Source organism: Arenibacter sp. 6A1, from assembly GCF_012272855.1.
Taxonomy (GTDB): domain Bacteria; phylum Bacteroidota; class Bacteroidia; order Flavobacteriales; family Flavobacteriaceae; genus Arenibacter.
The window spans coordinates 145,918-168,087 of sequence record NZ_JAAXCQ010000005.1 but is presented as its reverse complement, the minus strand read 5'-3'; the positions used below and the strand labels follow the sequence as shown (position 1 = coordinate 168,087).

Annotated in this window: 16 protein-coding genes; 11 read left to right on the top strand and 5 right to left on the bottom strand. The window is 40.9% G+C overall.

The genetic code is table 11. The features are described 5' to 3' along the window. Window positions 1-148: 148 nt before the first annotated feature. Window positions 149-1,729 (top strand): solute:sodium symporter family transporter, encoded by a 1,581-nt coding sequence (locus HCG49_RS06040; protein WP_168468643.1) that lies wholly within the window; start codon window positions 149-151, stop codon window positions 1,727-1,729. A gap of 658 nt (window positions 1,730-2,387) precedes the next feature. On the opposite strand, the gene HCG49_RS06035 is transcribed toward HCG49_RS06040, so the two are convergent. Then, window positions 2,388-3,962, bottom strand: coding sequence for a RagB/SusD family nutrient uptake outer membrane protein (locus HCG49_RS06035; RefSeq protein ID WP_168468642.1), 1,575 nt, complete (start codon window positions 3,960-3,962; stop codon window positions 2,388-2,390). 12 nt (window positions 3,963-3,974) lie between these two features. Then, window positions 3,975-7,079, bottom strand: a complete 3,105-nt coding sequence (locus HCG49_RS06030) for a SusC/RagA family TonB-linked outer membrane protein (RefSeq protein WP_168468641.1) — start codon at window positions 7,077-7,079, stop codon at window positions 3,975-3,977. A 378-nt stretch (window positions 7,080-7,457) separates the two neighbouring features. Here HCG49_RS06030 and HCG49_RS06025 point away from each other — a divergent pair, with 378 nt between their 5' ends. The 6 genes from HCG49_RS06025 to HCG49_RS06000 all read left to right on the top strand — a co-directional run bounded on the left by HCG49_RS06025 (window position 7,458) and on the right by HCG49_RS06000 (window position 15,380). After that, a complete protein-coding gene (locus HCG49_RS06025) occupies window positions 7,458-8,477 on the top strand; it encodes a LacI family DNA-binding transcriptional regulator (RefSeq protein WP_168468640.1) in 1,020 nt (339 codons plus the stop codon). Between the two features lie 5 nt (window positions 8,478-8,482). Further along, on the top strand, window positions 8,483-9,145 hold the full coding sequence (gene pgmB, locus HCG49_RS06020; RefSeq protein WP_168468639.1) for a beta-phosphoglucomutase: 663 nt from the start codon (window positions 8,483-8,485) through the stop codon (window positions 9,143-9,145). 55 nt (window positions 9,146-9,200) lie between these two features. Further along, the gene (locus HCG49_RS06015; protein WP_168468638.1) at window positions 9,201-11,519 is read left to right on the top strand and encodes a glycoside hydrolase family 65 protein; all 2,319 of its coding nucleotides are present in this window, start codon (window positions 9,201-9,203) and stop codon (window positions 11,517-11,519) included. Between the two features lie 20 nt (window positions 11,520-11,539). Further along, a complete protein-coding gene (locus HCG49_RS06010; protein ID WP_168468637.1) occupies window positions 11,540-13,321 on the top strand; it encodes an alpha-amylase family protein in 1,782 nt (593 codons plus the stop codon). An 80-nt stretch (window positions 13,322-13,401) separates the two neighbouring features. Then, window positions 13,402-14,091: a glycerophosphodiester phosphodiesterase gene (locus tag HCG49_RS06005; protein WP_240938642.1), complete on the top strand. Its 690-nt coding sequence runs from the start codon at window positions 13,402-13,404 to the stop codon at window positions 14,089-14,091. Beyond that, window positions 14,091-15,380 carry an NAD(P)/FAD-dependent oxidoreductase gene (locus HCG49_RS06000; RefSeq protein ID WP_168468635.1) on the top strand — a complete coding sequence of 430 codons (1,290 nt, stop codon included), beginning with the start codon at window positions 14,091-14,093 and terminating at the stop codon, window positions 15,378-15,380. Before HCG49_RS06005 ends, HCG49_RS06000 begins: the two co-directional genes overlap by 1 nt. Here HCG49_RS06000 and HCG49_RS05995 read toward each other — a convergent pair whose 3' ends face one another. Then, window positions 15,381-16,115, bottom strand: a complete 735-nt coding sequence (locus tag HCG49_RS05995) for an MIP/aquaporin family protein (protein WP_168468634.1) — start codon at window positions 16,113-16,115, stop codon at window positions 15,381-15,383. It lies immediately after the preceding gene. Window positions 16,116-16,130: 15 nt separating this feature from the next. Further along, a complete protein-coding gene (gene glpK, locus HCG49_RS05990) occupies window positions 16,131-17,630 on the bottom strand; it encodes a glycerol kinase GlpK (RefSeq protein ID WP_168468633.1) in 1,500 nt (499 codons plus the stop codon). A 103-nt stretch (window positions 17,631-17,733) separates the two neighbouring features. Here glpK and HCG49_RS05985 point away from each other — a divergent pair, with 103 nt between their 5' ends. After that, window positions 17,734-18,273: a DUF1697 domain-containing protein gene (locus HCG49_RS05985; protein ID WP_168468632.1), complete on the top strand. Its 540-nt coding sequence runs from the start codon at window positions 17,734-17,736 to the stop codon at window positions 18,271-18,273. Between the two features lie 314 nt (window positions 18,274-18,587). Here the strand turns inward: HCG49_RS05985 and HCG49_RS05980 are convergent, their stop codons facing one another. Then, the gene (locus HCG49_RS05980; RefSeq protein ID WP_168468631.1) at window positions 18,588-19,061 is read right to left on the bottom strand and encodes a TspO/MBR family protein; all 474 of its coding nucleotides are present in this window, start codon (window positions 19,059-19,061) and stop codon (window positions 18,588-18,590) included. A gap of 94 nt (window positions 19,062-19,155) precedes the next feature. Between HCG49_RS05980 and HCG49_RS05975 the strand changes: the two genes are divergently transcribed. The 3 genes from HCG49_RS05975 to HCG49_RS05965 all read left to right on the top strand — a co-directional run bounded on the left by HCG49_RS05975 (window position 19,156) and on the right by HCG49_RS05965 (window position 22,166). Further along, window positions 19,156-20,238 (top strand): diphosphomevalonate/mevalonate 3,5-bisphosphate decarboxylase family protein, encoded by a 1,083-nt coding sequence (locus HCG49_RS05975; protein ID WP_168468630.1) that lies wholly within the window; start codon window positions 19,156-19,158, stop codon window positions 20,236-20,238. A 73-nt stretch (window positions 20,239-20,311) separates the two neighbouring features. Beyond that, window positions 20,312-21,250: a mevalonate kinase gene (locus tag HCG49_RS05970; protein ID WP_168468629.1), complete on the top strand. Its 939-nt coding sequence runs from the start codon at window positions 20,312-20,314 to the stop codon at window positions 21,248-21,250. 10 nt (window positions 21,251-21,260) lie between these two features. Then, the gene (locus HCG49_RS05965; protein WP_168468628.1) at window positions 21,261-22,166 is read left to right on the top strand and encodes a geranylgeranylglycerol-phosphate geranylgeranyltransferase; all 906 of its coding nucleotides are present in this window, start codon (window positions 21,261-21,263) and stop codon (window positions 22,164-22,166) included. The last annotated feature ends 4 nt before the right edge of the window (window positions 22,167-22,170 follow it).

The window sequence follows — 22,170 nt, the reverse complement described above, 5'->3', positions numbered from 1 at the left end:
GGATGTTAATTATCCTGTTGATAATGTTGTGTTTTAAGACTAATACCGTTAAATTTTAATCGAAATTGTTAGAAAATTAAATAGGGTGACTTCTATTAATAAATAATCCAATATATTTATCGGCTACAACCAAAAAATATAATAAACAATGTTGGGAATTCTTTCTTTTGCCGGCTTCACAATTCTTGTGGCCATTATAGCTTATTTAGCTACCAGAAAAACAGACGAAAATTCCTCCGATGGCTATTTTTTAGGTGGCAGAAGTTTGACAGCAGGAGTAATCGCAGGATCTTTATTGTTGACGAATTTGTCTACAGAGCAAATAGTTGGACTTAACGGACAGGCCTATACCGAAGGGCTGTCGGTAATGGCATGGGAAACTTTGGCCGCTATTGCCATGGTAGTGACTGCAATATTTTTGTTGCCCAGATACTTAAAAGGGGGGATTACAACGGTTCCTCAATTTTTAGAAAAACGATACGATACAGCTACAAAAACCATTACCTCGGCCTTGTTTTTAACAGGCTATGTGGTCGTGCTTTTACCTGTGATTCTGTATTCAGGAGCTGTTGCCATTAGTACTATGTTCGACGTTTCCCAATTGCTCGGGGTGTCGGATACTACCGCCTTAACGATATGTGTTTGGGGAATAGGGATAATAGGTTCTATATATGCGGTATTCGGAGGACTGAAAGCAGTAGCGGTATCAGATAGTATAAATGCTATTGGATTGCTTTTAGGTGGACTTTTAATTCCCGTATTTGGATTATTGGCTATCGGTGATGGAAGTATTTTTGATGGACTAAATATATTGGTCGATGAAAACCCTAATAAATTTGTATCCATAGGAGGTCCAGAAAATTCAGTGCCTTTTTCTACCATATTTACGGGAATGATGCTGGTACAATTGTTTTACTGGGGAACCAACCAACAAATTATTCAGCGTGCTTTAGGAGCAAAAAACCTTAAAGAAGGGCAGAAAGGATTATTATTGGCCTCGTTTTTAAAGATTTTAGGTCCGTTAATTGTCGTGCTTCCAGGGATTATCGCTTACCATTTGTTTAAGGGAGAGTTAGAAGTTCCAGATCAGGCATACCCGGCCTTGGTCAATGCTGTTTTGCCAGAATATTTGGTCGGATTTTTTGCTGCCGTTTTATTTGGAGCTATTTTAAGTTCGTTTAATAGTGTGCTAAACTCTTCGGTAACTTTATTTGGGATCGATATTTACAAACAACACATTAATCCGGAAGCTACAGAGAAAACCGTAGTGAAATACGGGAAAATGTTTGGGATCATCTTAGCTATAGCAGCCATGATGATTGCGCCATTAATTGCCAAGGCTGGAAGTTTGTTTGCTTATTTGCAAGAAGTAAACGGAATTTATAGTATTCCAATTTTGACCATTATCGTGGTGGGGTACCTAACCAAAAGAGTGCCTGCTATCGCTGCTAAAATTGGAATTATTTCCGGTTCTTTACTTTATATAATAAGTCAGTTTATTTTACAACCAAGGTTTGATGAGTATCCGCATTTTTTACACGTCATGGCCATACTGTTTATCCTGAATATTATCATAATGTTGGTCATCGGTAAAATTATGCCTAGGGATAAAGACTTTGAACTGGAGTATACCAAGCAGGTTTCTATAGAGCCTTACAAGTATGTAAAACAGGTAGGAATTGCTATCTGCTTGTTGGTAATTGGGATTTATATTTATTTTGCCCAATAAAAAAACGGTAAAGCTATAACAAAGGGTGTCTTGCAAAAGGCGCCCTTTGTTGTTTTATATAGGTAGTAGTAAAATTATTTGGGCGTTCCCTCCTTCGTCGGGCGGGCCCTTGGCTGTATCCCTTGCGCTGCTGCGGGGATGCCGCCGCGGTCCCTAACGCAAAAAAATGGTATTGAAACAATGATGTATTTTGCTAATCTGTCAGCATATTATGTGTGGTATTTCACAAAAGGCGGGTCTTTCTTAAAATAGGCTATGTTAGTTTCCGAGGTACAAAAGTGGGAGATACAGCTTAAAAATTATGTCCCTTCCAGTCTTTTTAAACAGGAACCTGGTTTTCAATTATGGAAATTCCATGGGATGGCGGTGGGGCCATAGCTAGCATTGTGGTATTTCCCTTGGCGATGTTTGATGAGCAATTAAAAAAACAAACGGGCTACCTTTTTTTGGTAGCCCGTTTGTTAATGAAGTTTTATTAAATGCTTGACCGAAGGAGAGAAGAGCAAATAGGCCTTGAACGGTTAATTTGCCCAGTAGAAAATGTATGGAAAATCGGTTTTAATTAAAGCCGTGTTCTTTCATTTTTTGTCCCAAAAAAAATTATCAATCTATTGTACGATAGCATCCATTTTCCCTCCTTTCGGTCCAACACTATTTTTTAATACCCATCGTTCTGTATTAAGTTAGGGTTAGACAATAAGGCTGTTTCTGGGATCGGAAATAGGTTCACCTTTGTGTCGCCGCTGACCTCTTTTAAGGACCAAGGGGCGGTAAACTTACCAAATCTTACCAAATCATTTCTTCTCCAGAATTCAATATAAAGTTCCCTTCCTCTTTCCTCTAGCAAGACATCTTCAGTTACCGAGGGTAGGGCCGGAGTGTCCGTTCTTTTAGCTCGTAGTTCGTTGACAAGGGCAGTAGGATCTCCTCCCATTCGCATGATGGCTTCGGCCTTCATCAAATGTGCATCGGCATATCGATAGATGATCTGGTGTTTTCTAAATGAATTGTTTTGGTTATCGGTATCGGTGGGGTCAAAAGGATGGTATTTTATAACCCGCATTCCCGTCTCTTCAGAGTTACCTACCAAAGATGGAATTTCCTTGGAAAATGAAAGGGGACCGCCCTGTCTATTTTTTAATTCACTTCCATCCGAATCGTATTGTTGATTAATTAAGAATCCGTAGCCAATACCTAAGTTTTGTTCGTTTGCTGTAGTAGCGTCTGGTACAAACCCTCTTCGCTCTTCTTGGCCATCACCTACATAGTTACTGTTGGGGTCACCAACAAAGGTGTCATAAAAATCGGCTAGAGTAGAAAAACCGTTCCATCCTCCACCGGTATTATCGGGAGAATTTTGGTTGTAGTGAAGCGTGTTCCATATTCTCGCAGCCACCTCACTGTTTAAGTGTAAAATGGTTTCGGAATCATCCGTAGGTTCAAAGATTTGAAAATAGCCACTTTGAATATCAAAACCTAATGCCTTAATAGCATCTACGGCATCGATCACTTTTTGCATATCGGCATTGTTAGGAGTTCCGGTTCCGTTATAGATATGGGCATTTAAATAAAGCTTGGCCATCAAGAAATTTGCTGCTGCTTTGGTAGCCTTGCTGGTAGTGGCGGTGCCTGGACTCCCATTGGCCAAATCGGCCATTGCATCCGTCAAATCCGTTTCTATAAAGCTATAGGCTTCAGTTCTGCTAAGTACTTTAGGATTAACACTAGGTCCTTCGTCTACCTCCCTAAAAGGGACAGAGCCAAAAAGGTCCATTACAAAGAACATATTAAAAGCTCTTAGAAATTTGGCTTCCGCCAATACTTGGGCACTCGGATTACTTTCGATAATTTCGGTGGCCCTAAATACATTTTGGTTTAGGGTGTTCCATGCGTTTTTTATGAATAAATGCGAGGAGGTCCATGTATGGGTATGTAATTGTCGCCAAACGCCATTGTCGCCCCAATCCGTTCCTCGGGTTGGAATTAAAAGTTCGTCAGTAGTAACCTGTTCCAGGGCATACATGTTTTCTTGCGTTTGGAAATCGCCTCCAACCTTATTGTAAAGATCGCTTAAAGAAGAGGCAGGATCTGCCAATCCGGTGAATCCGCCATCGCTACTTTCTTTACTGACGATAGAATCGGAAGCTTCAATTTCTAGATTGGTACAGGAAATAGAAGCTGTCAGTATCCCTATGGATAAAAGACCGTATTTGATATATAAATTAAATTTCATAGTTAGAGCTTTTTAAAAAGTTACGTTAAATCCTACGGTAAAAGTTCGTGGTCTTGGAAAAGCACTATAGTCTATTCCGGCAATTGGCAAACCGTTTAATAGGTCATTACCTGCAGGAACAACACTAACCTCAGGATCTAGGCCGCTATAATCGGTGATCACAAAAAGATTTTGGCCAGTAAGGTTTAGTCTCATTGTTTTAAATAATCCCTCACCGGATAAAGGGACGTTATAGCCTATAGAAGCTGTTTGTAAACGGACGAAATCTCCTTTTTCTAGGAACCTTGTCGATACAGAAGCCTCGGCAAACCTGCTTTCTTGCCCGGCAAGGCTAACCACATCCTTTGTTACATTATTACCACTTCCAATGGCACCTGCCGTGAAATAGGCGTTGGCCGTATTGTTGTAGATGTAGTTTCCAAATTGACCGTTGAAATATAGGGACGCAGACCAGTTTTTATAATTGGCACTGGTAGAAAATCCACCGGTGACATCTGGAAGGGCACTTTTTCCAAGAAATTTCTGGTTGTCGGTTCCTCCTTCGTGAACAGGGTTCCCATTGTCATCAAAACCTATAAATTCCCTTAAGTAAAAGGAGAATAATGGTTGACCAGAGGCCAAGCGCTGGGCAAAGGCATTGGTTAAACCTGCACCACGAATGGTTCCTGCGGCAATTTGTCCGGCAAAATCCTGAATCTCATTTTTGTTATAGGCAACATTAAAACCAGCAGTCCAGCTAAAATCGTTCCCTTGAAAAATATCATAATTAAGAGCGAATTCTACCCCTTCGTTTAGAACCAAGGCATCTAAATTTTGAAAAAATGTAGGTTGGGGAGAAGGTTGTGCTGCTTCTATATTTAGCAGAAGATCCCTAGTCTCCTTTCGGTACACATCTACACTACCGTTTAAACGGTCGTTGCTAAAACCAAAATCGATCCCTGCCGTGTACTGGGTGGTTTCCTCCCATTTTAAATCTGGATTGGCGAATTCTACCGTAGTAATCCCCGGGACGTTAATAGATCCTCCATCGGAGATGCTTCCGCCAGAATAACGCTCTCTTCGTATAAAACGTCCATATCCTAGACCGTCCTGATTTCCGGTTAAACCGTAACTCAATCGAACTTTTAAAGTAGAAACCGCATCGCCAATAAAATCTTCCTCGTTAATTTTCCAGGCAAAAGCTGCCGATGGGAAATATCCGTATTGATTATTTGTTCCAAATCGCGAAGAACCATCGGCTCTAACAGTGGCGGTAAATAAATACTTGTTAGCAATCGTATAATTTATCCTTGTAAAAAATGATTGTAGCTCATCTGTATTGTTAAAAGTGTCCGCAAAAACAGATTTTACAGGAATATTGGCATTGCCAAGGAAATCGGTAGTGGTGGTCGGGAAAAGTCTATTGACAAATAGGTCTTCGCCTGTGTCAAAACCGTATTGTTGGTATGGTCCTGAAATCTTCGATTCTAAGATATCGGAAGCAGTCGATAAATCCCTGGACATGTGATTAAGGTTAATAGTGCTATATCCCCAACCTTCTATGTTTCTTCCTCTAGTATTAAAGTCCTGATAAGAAAAGCCTACAAGGGCATCTAATACAGCATTGCTAAACTCTTTTTTGTAGTTTAAAGTGAATTCTACCAAACGATTCTCATTGGTAAGATCGTTAAGAGCTCCTCGTCCATTACCGCCGGCACCACGGCCAACATTAAAGGATTGGGAAGATAAGGATGCTTCACGGGTAGATTCCGAAAGGTCGTATCCTAAGGTTACCTTGGCATTCAGATCTTTAACGATATCATAATCTGCCGAGAAATTCACTAAGAATCGGTCGGTGTGGGTTAAACTTTGCCAGTTTTCCAAAAGATTTAAAGGATTAATCCTATCTCCTGGGTTAAAGGTAGTATTGGCGGGCCAAGTGGGATTAGCAGAATAAGCGGCTCCTAACAAATCTCCGGTAGATCCTGCACTTCCACTTAATGGGGGCGCCTCATCGTTAATTCTAGAAAGGGTGCTTTGTAGATTTAGTTTTAATTTGTCGTCAAATACCCGTTGTGAAAGATTAATACGTCCTGTAATACGTTCTTGAGAAGATTTTGGGACGATACCAAACTGGTTTCCATAATTTAAGGTGGCTCGGACATTTCCACTGCCATAATTTTGGGAGTAGGCCAAGTTATTGTTCGTCGAGGATGAATTTCTGGTCACTAGTGATTGCCAATCCGTATTATTTCCGAAATCGGTCGCAGAACCACCAAAAGCCTGTACCGCATTTAGGTACTCACTTCTATTCAAAAGATCGAAACTATTGGAAGGTTTGGAAAAGCTTACATCTGTGGAAAATTCCCAAATCCCTTTTTGACCTCCCGTTCTACCGCTTTTAGTCGTTATTATAACCACTCCATTGGCACCCCTAGAACCATAAATAGCGGTGGCAGAGGCATCTTTTAAAATACTCATGCTTTCGATATCATTGGGATTTAGAAAACTAAGTGGGTTACGGGCCGCACTAGTTCCTACTCCGATATTTGTTCCTTCAGAGGATGAATCCCCGCTAGGTAGCGGAACCCCGTCGACTACAAAAAGCGGATTGTTGTTGGATCTTACCGAGGAAGTACCTCGAATTCTAATCGCAACACCAGATCCGGGTTCTCCACTTCCCTGGGCTATTTGAACCCCTGCTGTTTTTCCTTGTATAAGTTGTTCGGGAGATGAAATTACCCCAGAGTTGAAATCCTCCGAACTTACCGAGGCTACCGAACCCGTAGCATCTTTTACCGTAGTAGTACCATACCCTATGATAACGACTTCCTCCAAGGCTTGGGCATCTTCTTCAAAGAGTACATTAATGGTTGCTTGTCCGGTATAAGTGATTTCTTGGGTTTTATAACCAATAAAACTAAAGGCTAAAACAGCCCCATTGGCTACGTCGCTTATAGTGTAGTTTCCGTCAAAATCTGTTTGTGTCCCGTTTGTTGTTCCTTTTACAAGGATGTTGACTCCAGGAATAGGACCACTGGCATCAGTTACCGTTCCGGAAACCGTCTGAGCATAGGCGCCACTGAAACATAAAAATGCTCCAAGAAGCCATAAGCTTTTGAGTAGTGAGTTCTTCATAAATGGTTATTTTAAGGTTGAGTTTTTGTTAAATTATGTTTAAAATTAGCGATAATAAAACGACTTAACTGTTTTATTTGGGTTTTTACCCTTCGAAAACGGTTTCGTGTTGATAACTTTTTTAAAAATTACAGATATAGCAATAAGTGTATATTATACATGTAATATTGATAAAATTTAACGTCTGTATGTTAAAAGTATTAAATATTATTTAAAGATACGATATTTTTTAATGTGTATTATTTTGACGAAACAGTGTACTATTTTGTTTTTAGTTTATTTTTAGTGCTTTTTTTGGTGGAAACGAAGGGTCTGCTATTTGTTTCGTATTTTTAGCATTATTTTTAAATCATCTTATATTAAACAGGGAAATCGACTTTGAAACAAAAAATAACTCTTAAGCATATAGCAAGGGAACTTAGTGTATCTATCTCTACCGTTTCCAAGGCATTAAAAAATAGTGAGGAAATTAGTAAGGATACCAAGGATAAAATTCAGGCCTTTGCAAAATTATACAACTATAAGCCTAACAATATCGCGATCAGTTTAAAGAACAGACGCACCAAAAATATAGGGGTCATCATTCCAGATATTGTGCATCATTTTTTTACCACCGTTTTTAGGGGGATAGAAAATTATGCCAATGCCAAAGGCTATAATGTTATTGTATGTATGTCTGATGAATCTTTCGATAAGGAGGTTATCAACATGGAACTGCTGGCCAATGGAAGTATCGATGGATTTATTATGGCCTTGTCTGCCGAAACACAAATAAAGAACGATTACAACCATTTAAAGGAAGTAACCGAGCAGGGCATTCCCTTGGTCTTGTTTGATAGGATCACCGATGAGATCGAATGTGACAAGGTTGTGATCAATGATATGGAGGGGGCTTACAAAGCAGTAACCAAGTTTATTGAGGATGGAAGAAAACAAATAGCCTTAATTACCACAGAAGATTATTATAGTGTCAGTAGGGAAAGAGCCAAGGGGTATAAACAAGCCCTTTTAGACCACAACTTGCCCTATAGGGAAAACCTTGTGCTGAAATTACCCTTTATGGATGTCGATGAATTGGCGATCAATGAATTTCTAGATAGGGAAAAGATCGATGCCGTATTATGTGTCAACGAAATGTATGCCATTCACAGTATGCGTCACGTGCAAAGTAAAGGCTTAAGTATTCCCAAAGACATATCATTTATTGGTTTTACCGATGGTATTTTGTCTAAATATTCTACTCCTGGTTTAACCGCAGTTTCCCAACATGGTGAAAGAATGGGAGAAATTGCGGCCGAAATGCTCATCGAAAAAATAGAGAGCGAAAAAGAGGAAGAATCGTATAAGACCACCGTTTTAGATACGACCATTGTGGCCAGAGGATCAACCAATAATTAAGTGGGATGGCACAACGCGGTTTTATATTCGATTTGGACGGAGTTATTGTCGACACCGCCAAGTATCACTATTTGGCTTGGAAAAAACTTGCCAACGAACTAGGGTTCGAATTTACCCAGCAACAAAACGAAATGTTCAAGGGTGTAAGCCGTAAACGCTGTTTGGAAATCTTATTGCAGATAGGGGGCATTACGGCCTCTGAAGCACAGTTCAATACCTGGATGGTAGAGAAAAACAGGGATTACCTAGCGTATATAGCCCATATGGATGCTACTGAGATTTTACCAGAAGTCCCCAAGGTTTTAAAGTATCTGAAAAAAATGAACATCCCCTTGGCTTTGGGCTCGGCCAGCAAAAATGCGGTCCCAATTTTAGAAAAGGTACACTTAAAGGAATATTTTGATAGTATTATAGATGGCAACCAGGTGACCAAGGCAAAGCCAGATCCGGAGGTATTCTTGATGGCCGCAAAACAACTGGGGCTGGCACCACAGCACTGCGTGGTTTTTGAAGATGCCGTCGCCGGAATACAAGCCGCAAATGCTGCGGGAATGGTCAGTATAGGGATTGGGGAAAAGGAAGTGCTGAAGGAAGCACACTATGTTTTTAAAGATTTTACGGAAATAACCGTGCCGTTCTTGGATCAGCTGATGAAATCGACCCATTGAAGCCCTATTTTTTAATAAAGGACACAAATACCACCAAACAACCAATACAATTACAATGAATCAGGATTACATACAGCCCAAGGAATGGTCTATCATAGAAGAAGGTTTTGAAAAGGACAGGGTAAAATCGTCGGAAAGCTTATTTAGTATTGGGAACGGTGCCATGGGCCAACGTGCTAATTTTGAAGAAGATTATTCCGGAGATAGTTTTCAAGGGAGTTATATCGCTGGGGTATATTATCCAGATAAGACCAAGGTAGGCTGGTGGAAAAACGGCTATCCCGAGTACTTTGCCAAAGTAATCAATGCCCCCAATTGGATAGGAATTAGCGTGGTGGTAAATGGAGTTCCTTTAGATCTTAATACCTGTCTTGCCGTATCCGATTTTCGCAGGGAACTCAATATGAAAGAAGGGTGGTACAGTAGGAGTTTTATTGCGACCATGCCCAATGAGGTTCAGCTTCAAGTAAAATCGGTCCGATTTCTAAGTTTAGAACACGATCAGTTAGGGGCCATAAAGTACGAGGTTTGCCCCATAAACACAGCAGCTTCGGTTGAATTTATTCCTTATTTGGACAGTGGGATAACCAATAAAGATTCTAATTGGGACGATAAATTTTGGAATACCACTAAGGTTTCCTCCCAAGATCGACAAGCTTTTATAGAAGCCCATACCATGAAGACCAACTTTAAGGTCTGTACTTTTATGGAAACTATGGTCTTTTATAATGGTACCCCTCAGAAAGCCTTGCCATATGAAACTTTGTCCGAGACCCGTGCCCTTCATTCTTATAAGAAAGAGGTAAAGCAAGGCGATCTCTTTTCCCTTCATAAATTTGGAGGCTATACCGTTGGGGCTCCTCAGAAACTGACAGATTTGCGAGAGGTAGCCAAAGCTGTTTTACAAAAGGCTACCCATCTTGGTTTTGACACCCTGCTCGAAGGACAAAAAAAGGCTTGGGCCAATATTTGGGCCATGAGCGATATTACTATCCAAGGCGACCTGAAGGCACAACAAGGAATACGGTTCAATATTTTTCAATTGAACCAAACCTATTTGGGCAAAGATTCTAGACTCAACATAGGGCCTAAGGGTTTTACAGGTGAAAAATACGGAGGGAGTACCTATTGGGATACCGAAGCCTATTGTATTCCCTTCTATATGGCTACCAAAGACCAGAAGGTGGCCAGAAACCTTCTAAAATACCGGTACAACCACTTGGAAAAGGCTATAGAAAATGCCGAAAAATTAGGGTTTTCAAACGGAGCCGCCTTATTTCCTATGGTTACCATGAACGGGGAGGAATGCCACAATGAATGGGAAATTACCTTCGAAGAAATACATCGTAACGGCGCCATTGCCTTTGCAATATTTAACTATTACAGGTATACTGGCGATTATAGCTATATCCCCGAAATGGGATTGGAAGTGCTTATTGGGATAGCCCGGTTTTGGCAGCAAAGGGCTTCTTTTTCTACCCAAAAGAATAAATACGTGATATTGGGCGTAACCGGACCCAATGAATATGAAAATAATGTAAACAATAACTGGTATACCAATTATATTGCCCAATGGTGTATTAGATATACCATCAAACAAATACAAAAGGTAAAAGACGGATATCCCGAGGATTATCATCGTATTGTTGGCAAAACTGCCCTTACCGATCGCGAGATAGCAGCCTGGGCCAAGGTGGCAAAGGAGATGTATTTTCCGTATGACGAGGTTTTAGGGGTTTACCTACAGCAAGACGGCTTCTTGGACAAGGAACTGATTCCGGTTCATAAATTACCGAAAAAGGATAGGCCCATTAATCAGAAGTGGAGTTGGGATCGGATTCTGCGTTCCCCCTATATTAAACAAGCCGATACCTTACAAGGGTTTTACTTTTTTGAAGACCATTTTTCCCAAGAAGCATTACAAAAGCATTTCGATTTTTACGAGCCTTTTACCGTACACGAATCTTCCCTGTCTCCCTGTGTTCACAGTATACAAGCTGCTAAATTGGGCCGTATGGAACAAGCGTACTCCTTTTATTTGCGAACTTCTAGGTTAGATTTGGACGATTACAACAAGGAAGTAAAGGAAGGCTTACATATTACATCCATGGCCGGGACCTGGATGAGTATTGTAGAAGGGTTTGGAGGTATGCGCATCTTGGACGATAAATTGTCCTTCCATCCAAAAATTCCAGCGCAATGGCAATCCTACTCCTTTAAAGTTAACTTTAGAAATAGGATTATAGAGCTTACGGTAAGCCAGAAAAAGGTAATTTTTTACTTGAAGGGGACCGAAGAAATGTCCCTTCGGGTCAACGGAAAAAGAATAGTACTGCAACCGGCCCAAAACGTTGAGGTTTTATTGGATTTCTAAAAACGCTAACACTAATTTTGATGAACAAATCCCAAAAGCAAATAGTTTACCAAGTCTTTACCAGACTCTTTGGCAATACCAATACCACAAATAAGCCATGGGGGACCAAGGAAGAAAATGGCGTTGGAAAATTTAGTGACTTTAGTGATAGGGCATTAAAAGAAATCAAAGAATTGGGAGTCACCCATATATGGTATACTGGGGTGCCGCATCATGCCTTAATTGGCGATTATACGGATTATGGAATATCGAACGATCACCCTGGGGTCGTAAAAGGAAGGGCCGGATCGCCCTATGCGGTAAAAGATTACTACAACGTAAATCCCGATCTGGCCGATGATCCGGGCAATAGGCTGGCAGAATTTAAGGCTTTAATTAACCGGAGCCATGCTGCCGGACTCAAAGTAATTATAGATATAGTCCCCAATCATGTGGCCCGAAAATATGAGGGGACCAATAACCCTAAGGGGGTATCCGATTTTGGGGCGAATGACGATACCACCGTTACGTATCGGAAACACAATAATTTTTACTACAATCCACAAGATTCCTTTTCGCTGCCCGAGTGGCGCGATGGGTATTTGCCTTTAGGGGGAGCCTTAGAAGGACAGCCTGAAGAGGGTTTTAATGAAACCCCGGCCAAATGGACCGGGAATGGATCCCGATTATCCCAGCCCGACTTCAATGATTGGTACGAAACGGTAAAAATTAATTACGGGGTCAGACCCGATGGAACCAAAGATTTTCAGGAACTCCCAGACGAGTACGCACAGAAAAACTGTTCCCAACACCTTGCTTTTTGGAAGGAAAAGGAAAAACCGGATTCATGGAAGAAATTTAGGGATATTGCCTTGTATTGGATTGATTTTGGGGTGGATGGATTTCGCTATGACATGGCCGAAATGGTGCCCGTAGAATTTTGGAGTTTTATGAATTCGTCCATAAAAGAACGTAAGCCCGATGCATTTTTATTGGCCGAAGTGTATAATCCGGATTTGTACAGGGAATTTATTTTTAAGGGAAAAATGGATTATTTATACGATAAAGTTACGTTTTATGATTCCCTTAAACATATTATGAAAGGCTACGGATGGACAGATCATATGCCGGTAGTGCAAAGAGATTTAATGGACATTGAACATCATATGCTTCATTTTCTGGAAAATCATGACGAACAGCGTATTGCCAGTCCCGAATTTCTTGGCGATGCGGCTATAGCAAAACCGGGGATGGTCGTTTCGGCTACCATGAGCACGTCGCCCATTTTGCTGTATTTTGGTCAGGAAGTAGGAGAGCCAGCCAGTGAACATGCAGGTTTCGGTTCGCCAAGCCGTACTTCTATTTTTGATTATATAGGGGTGCCTAACCACCAAAGGTGGATGAACAATAAAAAATTTGATGGGGGACAGCTTACCGAAAAAGAAAAGCAGCTGCGGTTATTTTATAAAAATCTTCTTAACTTTTGCCTGAATAGCAGTGCCTTAATGGGAGCGTATCAGGACATACATTATTACAACAGGGATCATACCGAATTTTACAACCACAGGGTATTATCTTTTGTTCGATGGTCAGAGAATGAGAAACTAATTATTATTGCTAATTTTGATGCCAATGATAGTTTTGCCTTCGATTTAAAGCTTCCAGAAAATATCGTAAGGGAATGGGGTCTAGAAGATGGAGATTGGCCACTGCGGGAAGTACTGTATAAAGAAAAACAAAATACGCTTAGCGTAACTCAGGGAACAGGAACAACACGGGTAGCTGTAGCTCCCTTGGAATCCCTGATTTATAGTCTAGGATAATTTTTAAATACCGGCTTATGCAACCAAAACTTAGATATGGAATCTTGTTTGTTTTACTACTCGCTTTAAGTTGTACGAATATGAATAAATCGTTGGTTATTGGGCATAGAGGGGCGATGGGACATGAGACCGAAAATTCCTTGGCTTCTATTCAGAAGGCTATGGAGATGGGGGTAGACATGATAGAGATCGATGTCTTTAAGATTAAAAGCGGCGAAATAGTAGTGTTCCATGATGATAAGGTAGACCGCCTTACCAATGGAAAGGGAAAGATAGAATCTTATGAACTGACGGAACTGCAAAATTTAAAATTAAGAGGGAACCATAACATTCCTACCTTACAGCAGGTCCTTAATTTAATAGACCATAAAGTACGGTTGAACATAGAGCTTAAAGGTGCCCATACCGCAGATAGTGTCGACTTTATAATCAATTACTATCTTAAGGAGAAAGGTTGGTCTTTGGACAATTTTTTAATTTCGAGCTTTAGATGGGACGAATTAAAACAAATGCGAGCGCTAAACAAACAAATAGGCATTGCCATTTTGGTCGAAGGCGATCCGTTGAAGGCCTTGCCTATAGCAAAGGAACTGGGGGCAGAAGCCATTAACCCGCACTATAAAGAATTAAGTCTAGAGAATGTCAAGGAGATTAGAAAAGGCGGATTTAAAATCTATCCTTGGACAGTAAATAGCAGAAAAGATATAAAATCAATGCAGGGGATGGGGGTAGATGGAATTATCACCAATTTTCCGGAAAGAATAAATTAATGTACGACGTACTGATAGTAGGCGGTGGGGCCGCCGGTTTTTATGCTGCCATTCATATGGTAGAAGCCAATCCCAATTTAAAAGTAGCCATTTTGGAACGCGGAAAGGAAGTGCTTACCAAAGTAAAAGTTTCTGGGGGCGGGCGTTGCAATGTTACCCATGCAGAATTTGTGCCTAGTGAGCTCTCTAAAAATTATCCCAGGGGAGAAAAAGAGCTTCTGGGGCCTTTTCACTCTTATTGTAGCGGCGATACGGTAGCCTTTTTCGAAAGCAGAGGTATTGCCCTGAACATAGAGGAAGACGGACGGATGTTTCCGGCGACCAATTCTTCACAAACCATTATCGACTGCTTTGTTTCGGAAACGGAGCGTTTGGGGATTAAAGTATTAAAAAACAGTTCGGTCGTTAAAATTGAACCGAGAGAGAACAATGAGGAGCCTTCTAATTATTCATGGAGCGTTACCTCCATACACGCTACTTATTTGGCCAAAAAATTAGTGGTCGCTACCGGTAGCAACCCTAAAATATGGGACATGCTTCAAAATTTGGGGCATACGATCGTACCTCCCGTACCCTCCCTTTTTACCTTTAATATCAAGGATGAAAGAATAAGCGGAATCCCGGGGGTTAGTACCAATGCCAGGATTCAGGTGATACCTTCAAAGGTCAATACAGGGAAATTTAAGGAAGCCCTTAAAAAATATGGAATTCACCAATCTGATCTAGAATCGGAAGGCCCGCTATTAATTACCCATTGGGGGATGAGCGGTCCTGGAATATTACGCCTCTCGGCCTGGGGAGCACAGTTGTTAAATGATTTGAACTATAAATTCCGTATCCGGGTCAATTGGTTGCCGGAGTATTACGAAGAAGCAGTACTGAGCCAGCTGCAAGAAATAAAGGAAATTGAAGCCAAAAAATCGGTCCTAAGAACCAAATCCTTTGATCTTCCTAAACGGTTGTGGATTAGTTTGGTAAAGGCAGTGGGTATCGCCGATACCGTAAAATGGGCCGATATGACCAAAATACAATTGCAAAACTTGGCGCAACAATTAAGTAGTAGCGAATTCCTTGTAGATGGCAAGAGCACCTTTAAAGAGGAGTTTGTTACGGCCGGTGGGGTCGATTTAAAGGAGATCAATTTTAAAACCTACGAAAGTAAAATTCATAACGACCTTTATTTTGCTGGGGAGGTCATCAATATAGATGCTATTACAGGCGGATTCAATTTTCAGAACGCTTGGACTGGTGGATTTATGGTGGCACAGGCCATCGCTGCCAAAGGGTAGTTATTGGCCAGAAAGTACCAGCATTAATACAGCGGCCAAGCCGCCACCGATTAAAGGGCCTACTACCGGGATCCAGGCATAAGGCCAATCGTTCCCGGCTTTTTCTCGCATGGGGAGCATAGCATGAACGATTCTAGGGCCTAAGTCTCGGGCCGGATTTATGGCATAACCAGTAGTGCCTCCCAGGGAAAGTCCTATTCCCCATACCAAAAAAGCTACGGGTAGTGCCCCCAAGGATCCAAGACCAATGGCGGTTTCTGTATCTGTAATGGAGGCATCGGTAAAATAAAGCACTACAAAAACCAACACAAAGGTCCCTACGATCTCACTGAAAAGATTGGAGAGGGGGTTTCTGATTGCGGGGGCCGTACAAAAAACGGCTCTTTTTGTTTCTTTATCCGGGGTGGCTTCAAAGTGGTCCTTGTACATAAGCCATACCACTAAAGCCCCTAACATGGCACCTATAAATTGCGCTACTATATAAGTAGGTAGCAGTGCCCATGAAAATTTATTGGCAATAGCCAGACCAAAGCTTACGGCCGGATTCAGGTGTGCTCCGCTATAGGGGGCGGCAACGGCTACGCCTATGTATACCGCCAGACCCCATGCCGTGGTAATCACCATCCAGCCGCTATCGTTCGATTTGGTTTTTTTTAGCACTACGTTGGCTACCACGCCCCCGCCTAGAAGAAGCAATAAAAAGGTGCCAATGATTTCTGCAATAAATGGACTCATAGGGGATGTTTTAGTTTACGAATTATTTTTGGACCAATATTGTACGGCATCTATCGCCTTGTACCAACCTTTGATGTTTTTTTCAATAACGGCCCTATTCTCGGTAGGAGTATAACGAACATCGGTCTGCCATATTTCCTGGATGTCTTCTAAACTGTCCCAAAAACCTACCGCTAGTCCGGCGAGGTAAGCAGCACCTATCACGGTTGTTTCGGTGACCTTTGGGCGTACGGTAACGGTATTGAGTACATCTGCCTGAAATTGCATCAATAGTTCGTTTACTGTGGCCCCGCCATCGACTCTTACCTCCTTTATCGTCAGGTTGGCATCGGCCTCCATGGCTTTTAGGACATCCATGGTTTGGAAGGCAATGGCCTCTATGGCCGCACGGGCAATATGGGCGTCGGTACTACCGCGGGTAAGGCCAAAAATACTGCCTTGGGCATGTTGGTCCCAATAGGGGGCACCCAATCCGGCAAAGGCGGGGATAAAATATACCCCATCGGTATCGGAGACTGACGCTGCCAAGGCTTCGACGTCCGAAGATCTTTTTATTATTTTTAAACTGTCCCGAAGCCATTGCACCACTGCTCCAGCGATAAAAATACTGCCTTCAAAGGCGTATTGGGTTTTGCCGTTAATTTGCCAAGCTACCGTAGTTAGTAGGTTGTGTTTGGAAACAATGGGCTTATCTCCTATGTTCATTAGCATAAAGCAGCCGGTGCCATAGGTGTTTTTTACCATGCCCGGTTTGGTGCACATTTGCCCAAATAGTGCCGCTTGTTGGTCTCCTGCGATTCCGGCGATCGGAATTTTTGTGGCAAAAAAGTTGGGTGTGGTATAGCCGTATATTTCGCTAGATTGTTTTACGGTAGGAAGCATGGTCTTGGGGATGGTAAAAAGGCTTAATAGCTCCTCGTCCCAAGCCAAGGTATTAATATTGAACAACAAGGTTCTAGAAGCATTGGTGACATCGGTAATATGGAGTTCGCCTTTGGTCATGTTCCATACCAGCCAAGCGTCTATGGTCCCCATTAGCAACTCTCCGGCCTCTGCTTTTTCCCTAGCACCCTCTACATTGTCCAAAATCCATTTTACTTTGGTGGCCGAAAAATAAGAGTCGAGCACTAGGCCTGTTTTTTCTCGGATCAATTTGGCTTTCCCCTGTTTTTTCAGTTCCTCACAATAGGCCGCGGTACGTTTATCTTGCCAAACAATGGCGTTATAGACCGGTTTTCCGGTTTTTTTGTGCCACACAACGACGGTTTCCCGCTGGTTGGTAATACCTATCGCGGCAATATCGCTGCCGTAAATGCCATTTTTGGAAGTGGCCTCTGCCGCCATTCCTGCTTGAGAAGACCAGATTTCTACGGGATCGTGTTCTACCCAGCCCGGTTTTGGGAAGTATTGGGTAAATTCTTTCTGGGCTATTGAAATAATAGTTCCTTTTTTATCAAAAATAACAGCACGGGAACTTGTAGTGCCTTGGTCTAGGGCTAAAATGTATTTTTCCATAGAAGAGAGCCATAATTAAATGATCTTCAAGATAATAAAATATGTCTTGCTATTTTGGATTTTTCTTGCAACTTTGGAGGGGAACTAATTAAATATTATAGCGATGCCTATTTTTGTAGCCTTTTTGAGAGGGATTAATGTAAGTGGACAAAAGAAAATTAAAATGGCCGAATTAAGGCAGCTGTTGGAAGATTCGGGATTTTTGAATGTAAAAAGCTATTTGCAGAGCGGAAATGTCGTTTTTGAATTTGAAGGAGTAGCTACAGAAATCATAGAAGGGAAAATTAAGGATGCTATAGTAGGTTCCTTTCGTTTGGAAGTTGAGGTTTTGGTAAAAACCCTATCACAACTAACAGAGATTGTCAAGAATTGGCCTTTTGAGGAAGAAGAGGAGCAGGGTCTTACAAAAAACTATTTTGTACTGCTACATACCATTCCAAACCTTGGATTAGCGCAAGAACTAACAGGGAAAAGTTTTCCGAACGAGCAATTTTTAATGACCGATCAGTATATTTATTTAAAATGCCATAACGGATATGGCAGGGCCAAATGCAACAATAATTTTTTTGAAAGGCAACTAAAGGTAATCGCAACCACAAGAAATTTTACGACCATGGAGCGGGTCTTGGCACTGGCAGAATAAGGCTTAGCGATAGTAAATTTCCAATAGGTAGGTAGCAGCATCAGATATCAATACCTAATCTTAGAAATACGGGACTACGGGGCGTTATGACTTATTGATCCATTAAATATACGTTGCCATTTTACATAAACGAATCCCTTCCCATATTGTTTAATGTTCATTGCTACCCCGCGTTAGGGACTGCGGCGGCATCCCCGCAGCAGCGCAAGGGATATAGCTAAAGGCCCGACCGACGAAGGAGGGAACGCCCAAAATATGGTGCGAATGGATACCGGGATTAGGAATACATTGAATAGCGGAAAAATCTAAAAAAATTAGTTTAATTCCCAGATTTTAAAATTTAGAACGGCCGCAAAACAAAGCCATAAAAAATAGGGGATTAATAGGTGGGCCGCGGTTTTGTTCACTATTCTAAACCATTTTATGGTGAAGCCTAACAAAACGATTAGGGCAATGATAATGAATAGGGCGCCTAAAGTGTTTTGAAAGCCAAAAAAGGTGATGCTCCAAAGGGCGTTTAGCAACAGTTGGAAGCAGAAATGGTAGAGGGCTGTTTTTACCCAAATATGATAAAATCCTTTGGCCCATACGATTCCGGCGGCAATGCCCATCATAATATATAGGATGGTCCATACCGGAGCGAAAATCCAGTTTGGGGGATTAAAACTTGGCTTGTTAAGCGTTACATACCAGCTGTTTATAGAGGATTGTGTGGCAAAACTCGATAGAAATCCAACCAGTAGGCATACCGCCACTGCTATTGTGATATAGGTTATTTTTTTTTTCAAAGTTTAGTTGTGAGACGTCTAATTTAACAATTTATTTTAACAGCGACTATGGTAAGATGGGTTAAAAACTATCTTTGTAAAAATTCTTTGTATTATGACTGAAAAAGATTTTATTCCTGTAGCGTATACAAATGACAAGGCCACGGGAGTAGTTTCGTATAAATCGCCCAGTAATATCGCCTTGGTAAAATATTGGGGAAAAAAAGACCATCAGATTCCGGCCAACCCATCGATCAGTTTTACGTTGGACCATTGTGCTACGACCACAGAAGTGGCCTATACCAAATTGGAACAGGCGGCCAGTGATTTTTCGTTCGATCTTTTTTTCGAAGGCAAGTCCAAAGAAGATTTTAAACCAAAAATTAAGACATTCCTTAATAGGATAGAAGGGTATTTGCCCTTTTTAAAGTCTTATCATTTTATTATACGCACCTCCAATTCTTTTCCCCATAGTAGCGGTATCGCGTCTTCGGCAAGTGGCATGTCGGCCTTGGCCCTATGTTTGATGGAGCTGGAAAGGGAACTGAATCCGGGTATGACGGCGGAATATTTTAATAAAAAGGCCTCCTTTTTGGCACGGCTGGGCTCTGGTAGTGCCTGTAGAAGTATCGAAGGCGATATTATACAGTGGGGCAGTCATGAAGAAACCCAGGGGAGTTCTGATCTGTATGGGATTAAATATCCGTACAAGGTTCATGAGGTTTTTAAAGATTTTCAGGATACCATTCTTTTAGTAGATAAAGGGCAAAAACAGGTGAGCAGTAGTGTAGGCCATAATTTAATGCACGAGCATCCTTTTGCAAGCCAAAGGTTCGCTCAGGCGCACGAAAACCTGTTTAAATTACAGTCGGTCTTTGAAGAAGGGAATTTATCCGAATTTATAAAGATCGTAGAAAGTGAGGCCTTGACCTTACATGCGATGATGATGACTTCTATGCCTTATTTTATTTTGATGAAACCCAATACTCTTGAGATTATCAATAAAATTTGGGCGTTTAGGGAAGCTTCCAATACCCATATTTGTTTTACCTTAGATGCAGGTGCAAATGTGCATGTGCTGTATCCGGCCAACGAAAAAGATTTAGTAATTCAATTTATTAAAGATGAGTTGGTTGCATATTGCGAAAACGGGCAGTATATTTGCGACAAAATTGGATATGGTGCAAGAAAACTGTAACTTAATATCATATCTAGGACTTTTAAACGTTATTAATAAACATTATCCCAGGTATTAATATGCCTACTTAATTATGAAGGGACCATTATTTTACTCAAAAATATTATTGTTCGGAGAATATGGGATTATTAAAGATTCTAAGGGACTATCTATTCCTTATAATTTCTTTAAGGGAGCCTTAAAATCTGACACCCAGCTTAGCGAAGTAGCAAAAACCTCGAATAGCAGTCTAAAGGCCTATGCCGAATATTTGGCCGTGATGCAGGAAGAAAATGCTGATTTGGTCTCTTTTGATATAGAGGCTTTAAACCAGGATATAGCCAACGGCATGTATTTTGACAGTTCTATTCCTCAGGGGTATGGTGTTGGTAGTAGTGGCGCATTAGTAGCCGCTATTTATGACAAGTATGCCAAAGAAAAGATTACTGTCTTAGAAAATCTTACCCGCGAAAAACTGCTTACATTAAAAACTGTTTTTGGTAAAATGGAGTCGTTCTTTCACGGAACCTCTTCGGGCTTAGATCCTTTAAATAGTTATTTAAGCTTGCCAATTCTTATAAACTCCAAAGACAATATAGAATCTACGAGTATCCCTTCCCAGAATTTAGAGGGTAGGGGCGCCGTATTTTTATTAGACAGTGGTAGTACAGGAGAAACTGCTCCTATGGTGCAATTGTTTATGGAACAAATGAAACACGAAGGTTTTAGAGCCATGCTTAAAAACCAGTTTATTAAACATACCGATGCCTGTGTAGAAGACTTTATCAATGGTAATGTGAAGTCTTTATTCGGCAATTTAAAACAATTGTCCAATGTTGTTTTGGATAATTTTAAGCCTATGATCCCGGTAGAATTCCACAAGCTATGGAAACAGGGCATAGATTCTAACGAGTACTATTTAAAACTCTGCGGCTCTGGTGGGGGCGGTTATATATTAGGCTTTACCGAAGATTTTAAAAAAGCACAAAAGGCCCTTAAGGGCTATAAATTAGAGGTAGTATATAACTTCTAAAGAATTCTTTATGCTTAATAGAAAAAACAAGCTCTTGATATTAAAATTCCTGAGCTTGTTTTCTGTAGTTCGGGGGTATAATATTGTTATCATTGTATTGGCCCAATACTTGGCCTCCATATTTATTCTAGCCCATTATCTCCCGGTCAGAAGGGTCGTTTTTGACCTAAATTTATTGTTTATAGTGATTGCTACTTCCTTAGCTATTGCTGGGGGCTATATAATCAACAATTTCTACGACGCCGAGAAAGACCTGATCAATAAGCCTAGAAAGAGCCAATTAGATCGGTTGGTGAGCCAACATACCAAGTTAAGCACTTATTTTCTCCTTAATTTCCTATCGGCCTTTATGGCCAGTTATGTTTCCTTTAGGGCAGTAGTGTTCTGTGCGGCGTATATTTTTGGAATATGGTTGTATTCCCACAAATTAAAAAGGTTGCCATTTTTAGGGAATTTTGTTTCGGCCACCTTGGCCATTGCTCCCTTTTTTGCCGTTTTTGTGTATTACAAGAATTTCGACACCGTTATTTTTGTACATGCTACCTTTTTGTTTTTATTGATATTGGCCCGGGAAATGATCAAGGACTTAGAAAATATTGTAGGAGACTTGGCGCAGAATTATAAAACCATTCCCATATTGTACGGGGTCAAATATTCCAAGATAGGGATTGGACTTTTAATAGCGTTATCGTGGCTTCCTTCCTTGCTTTTAATAGCCTATTTTGATGTGGGGTATATGTATTTGTATTTTATGGTCTGCATGTTTTTACAGTTGGGATTTTTAATCTTATTAAAGAAATCGAACTCCAAAAAACACTATGTGTGGTTACATAATATTCTGAAAATGATCATTGTTGTAGGAGTTTTTAGTATTTTATTGATCGATGTGGATTTGGTTCTCAATAGAATTTTCTAAGAAT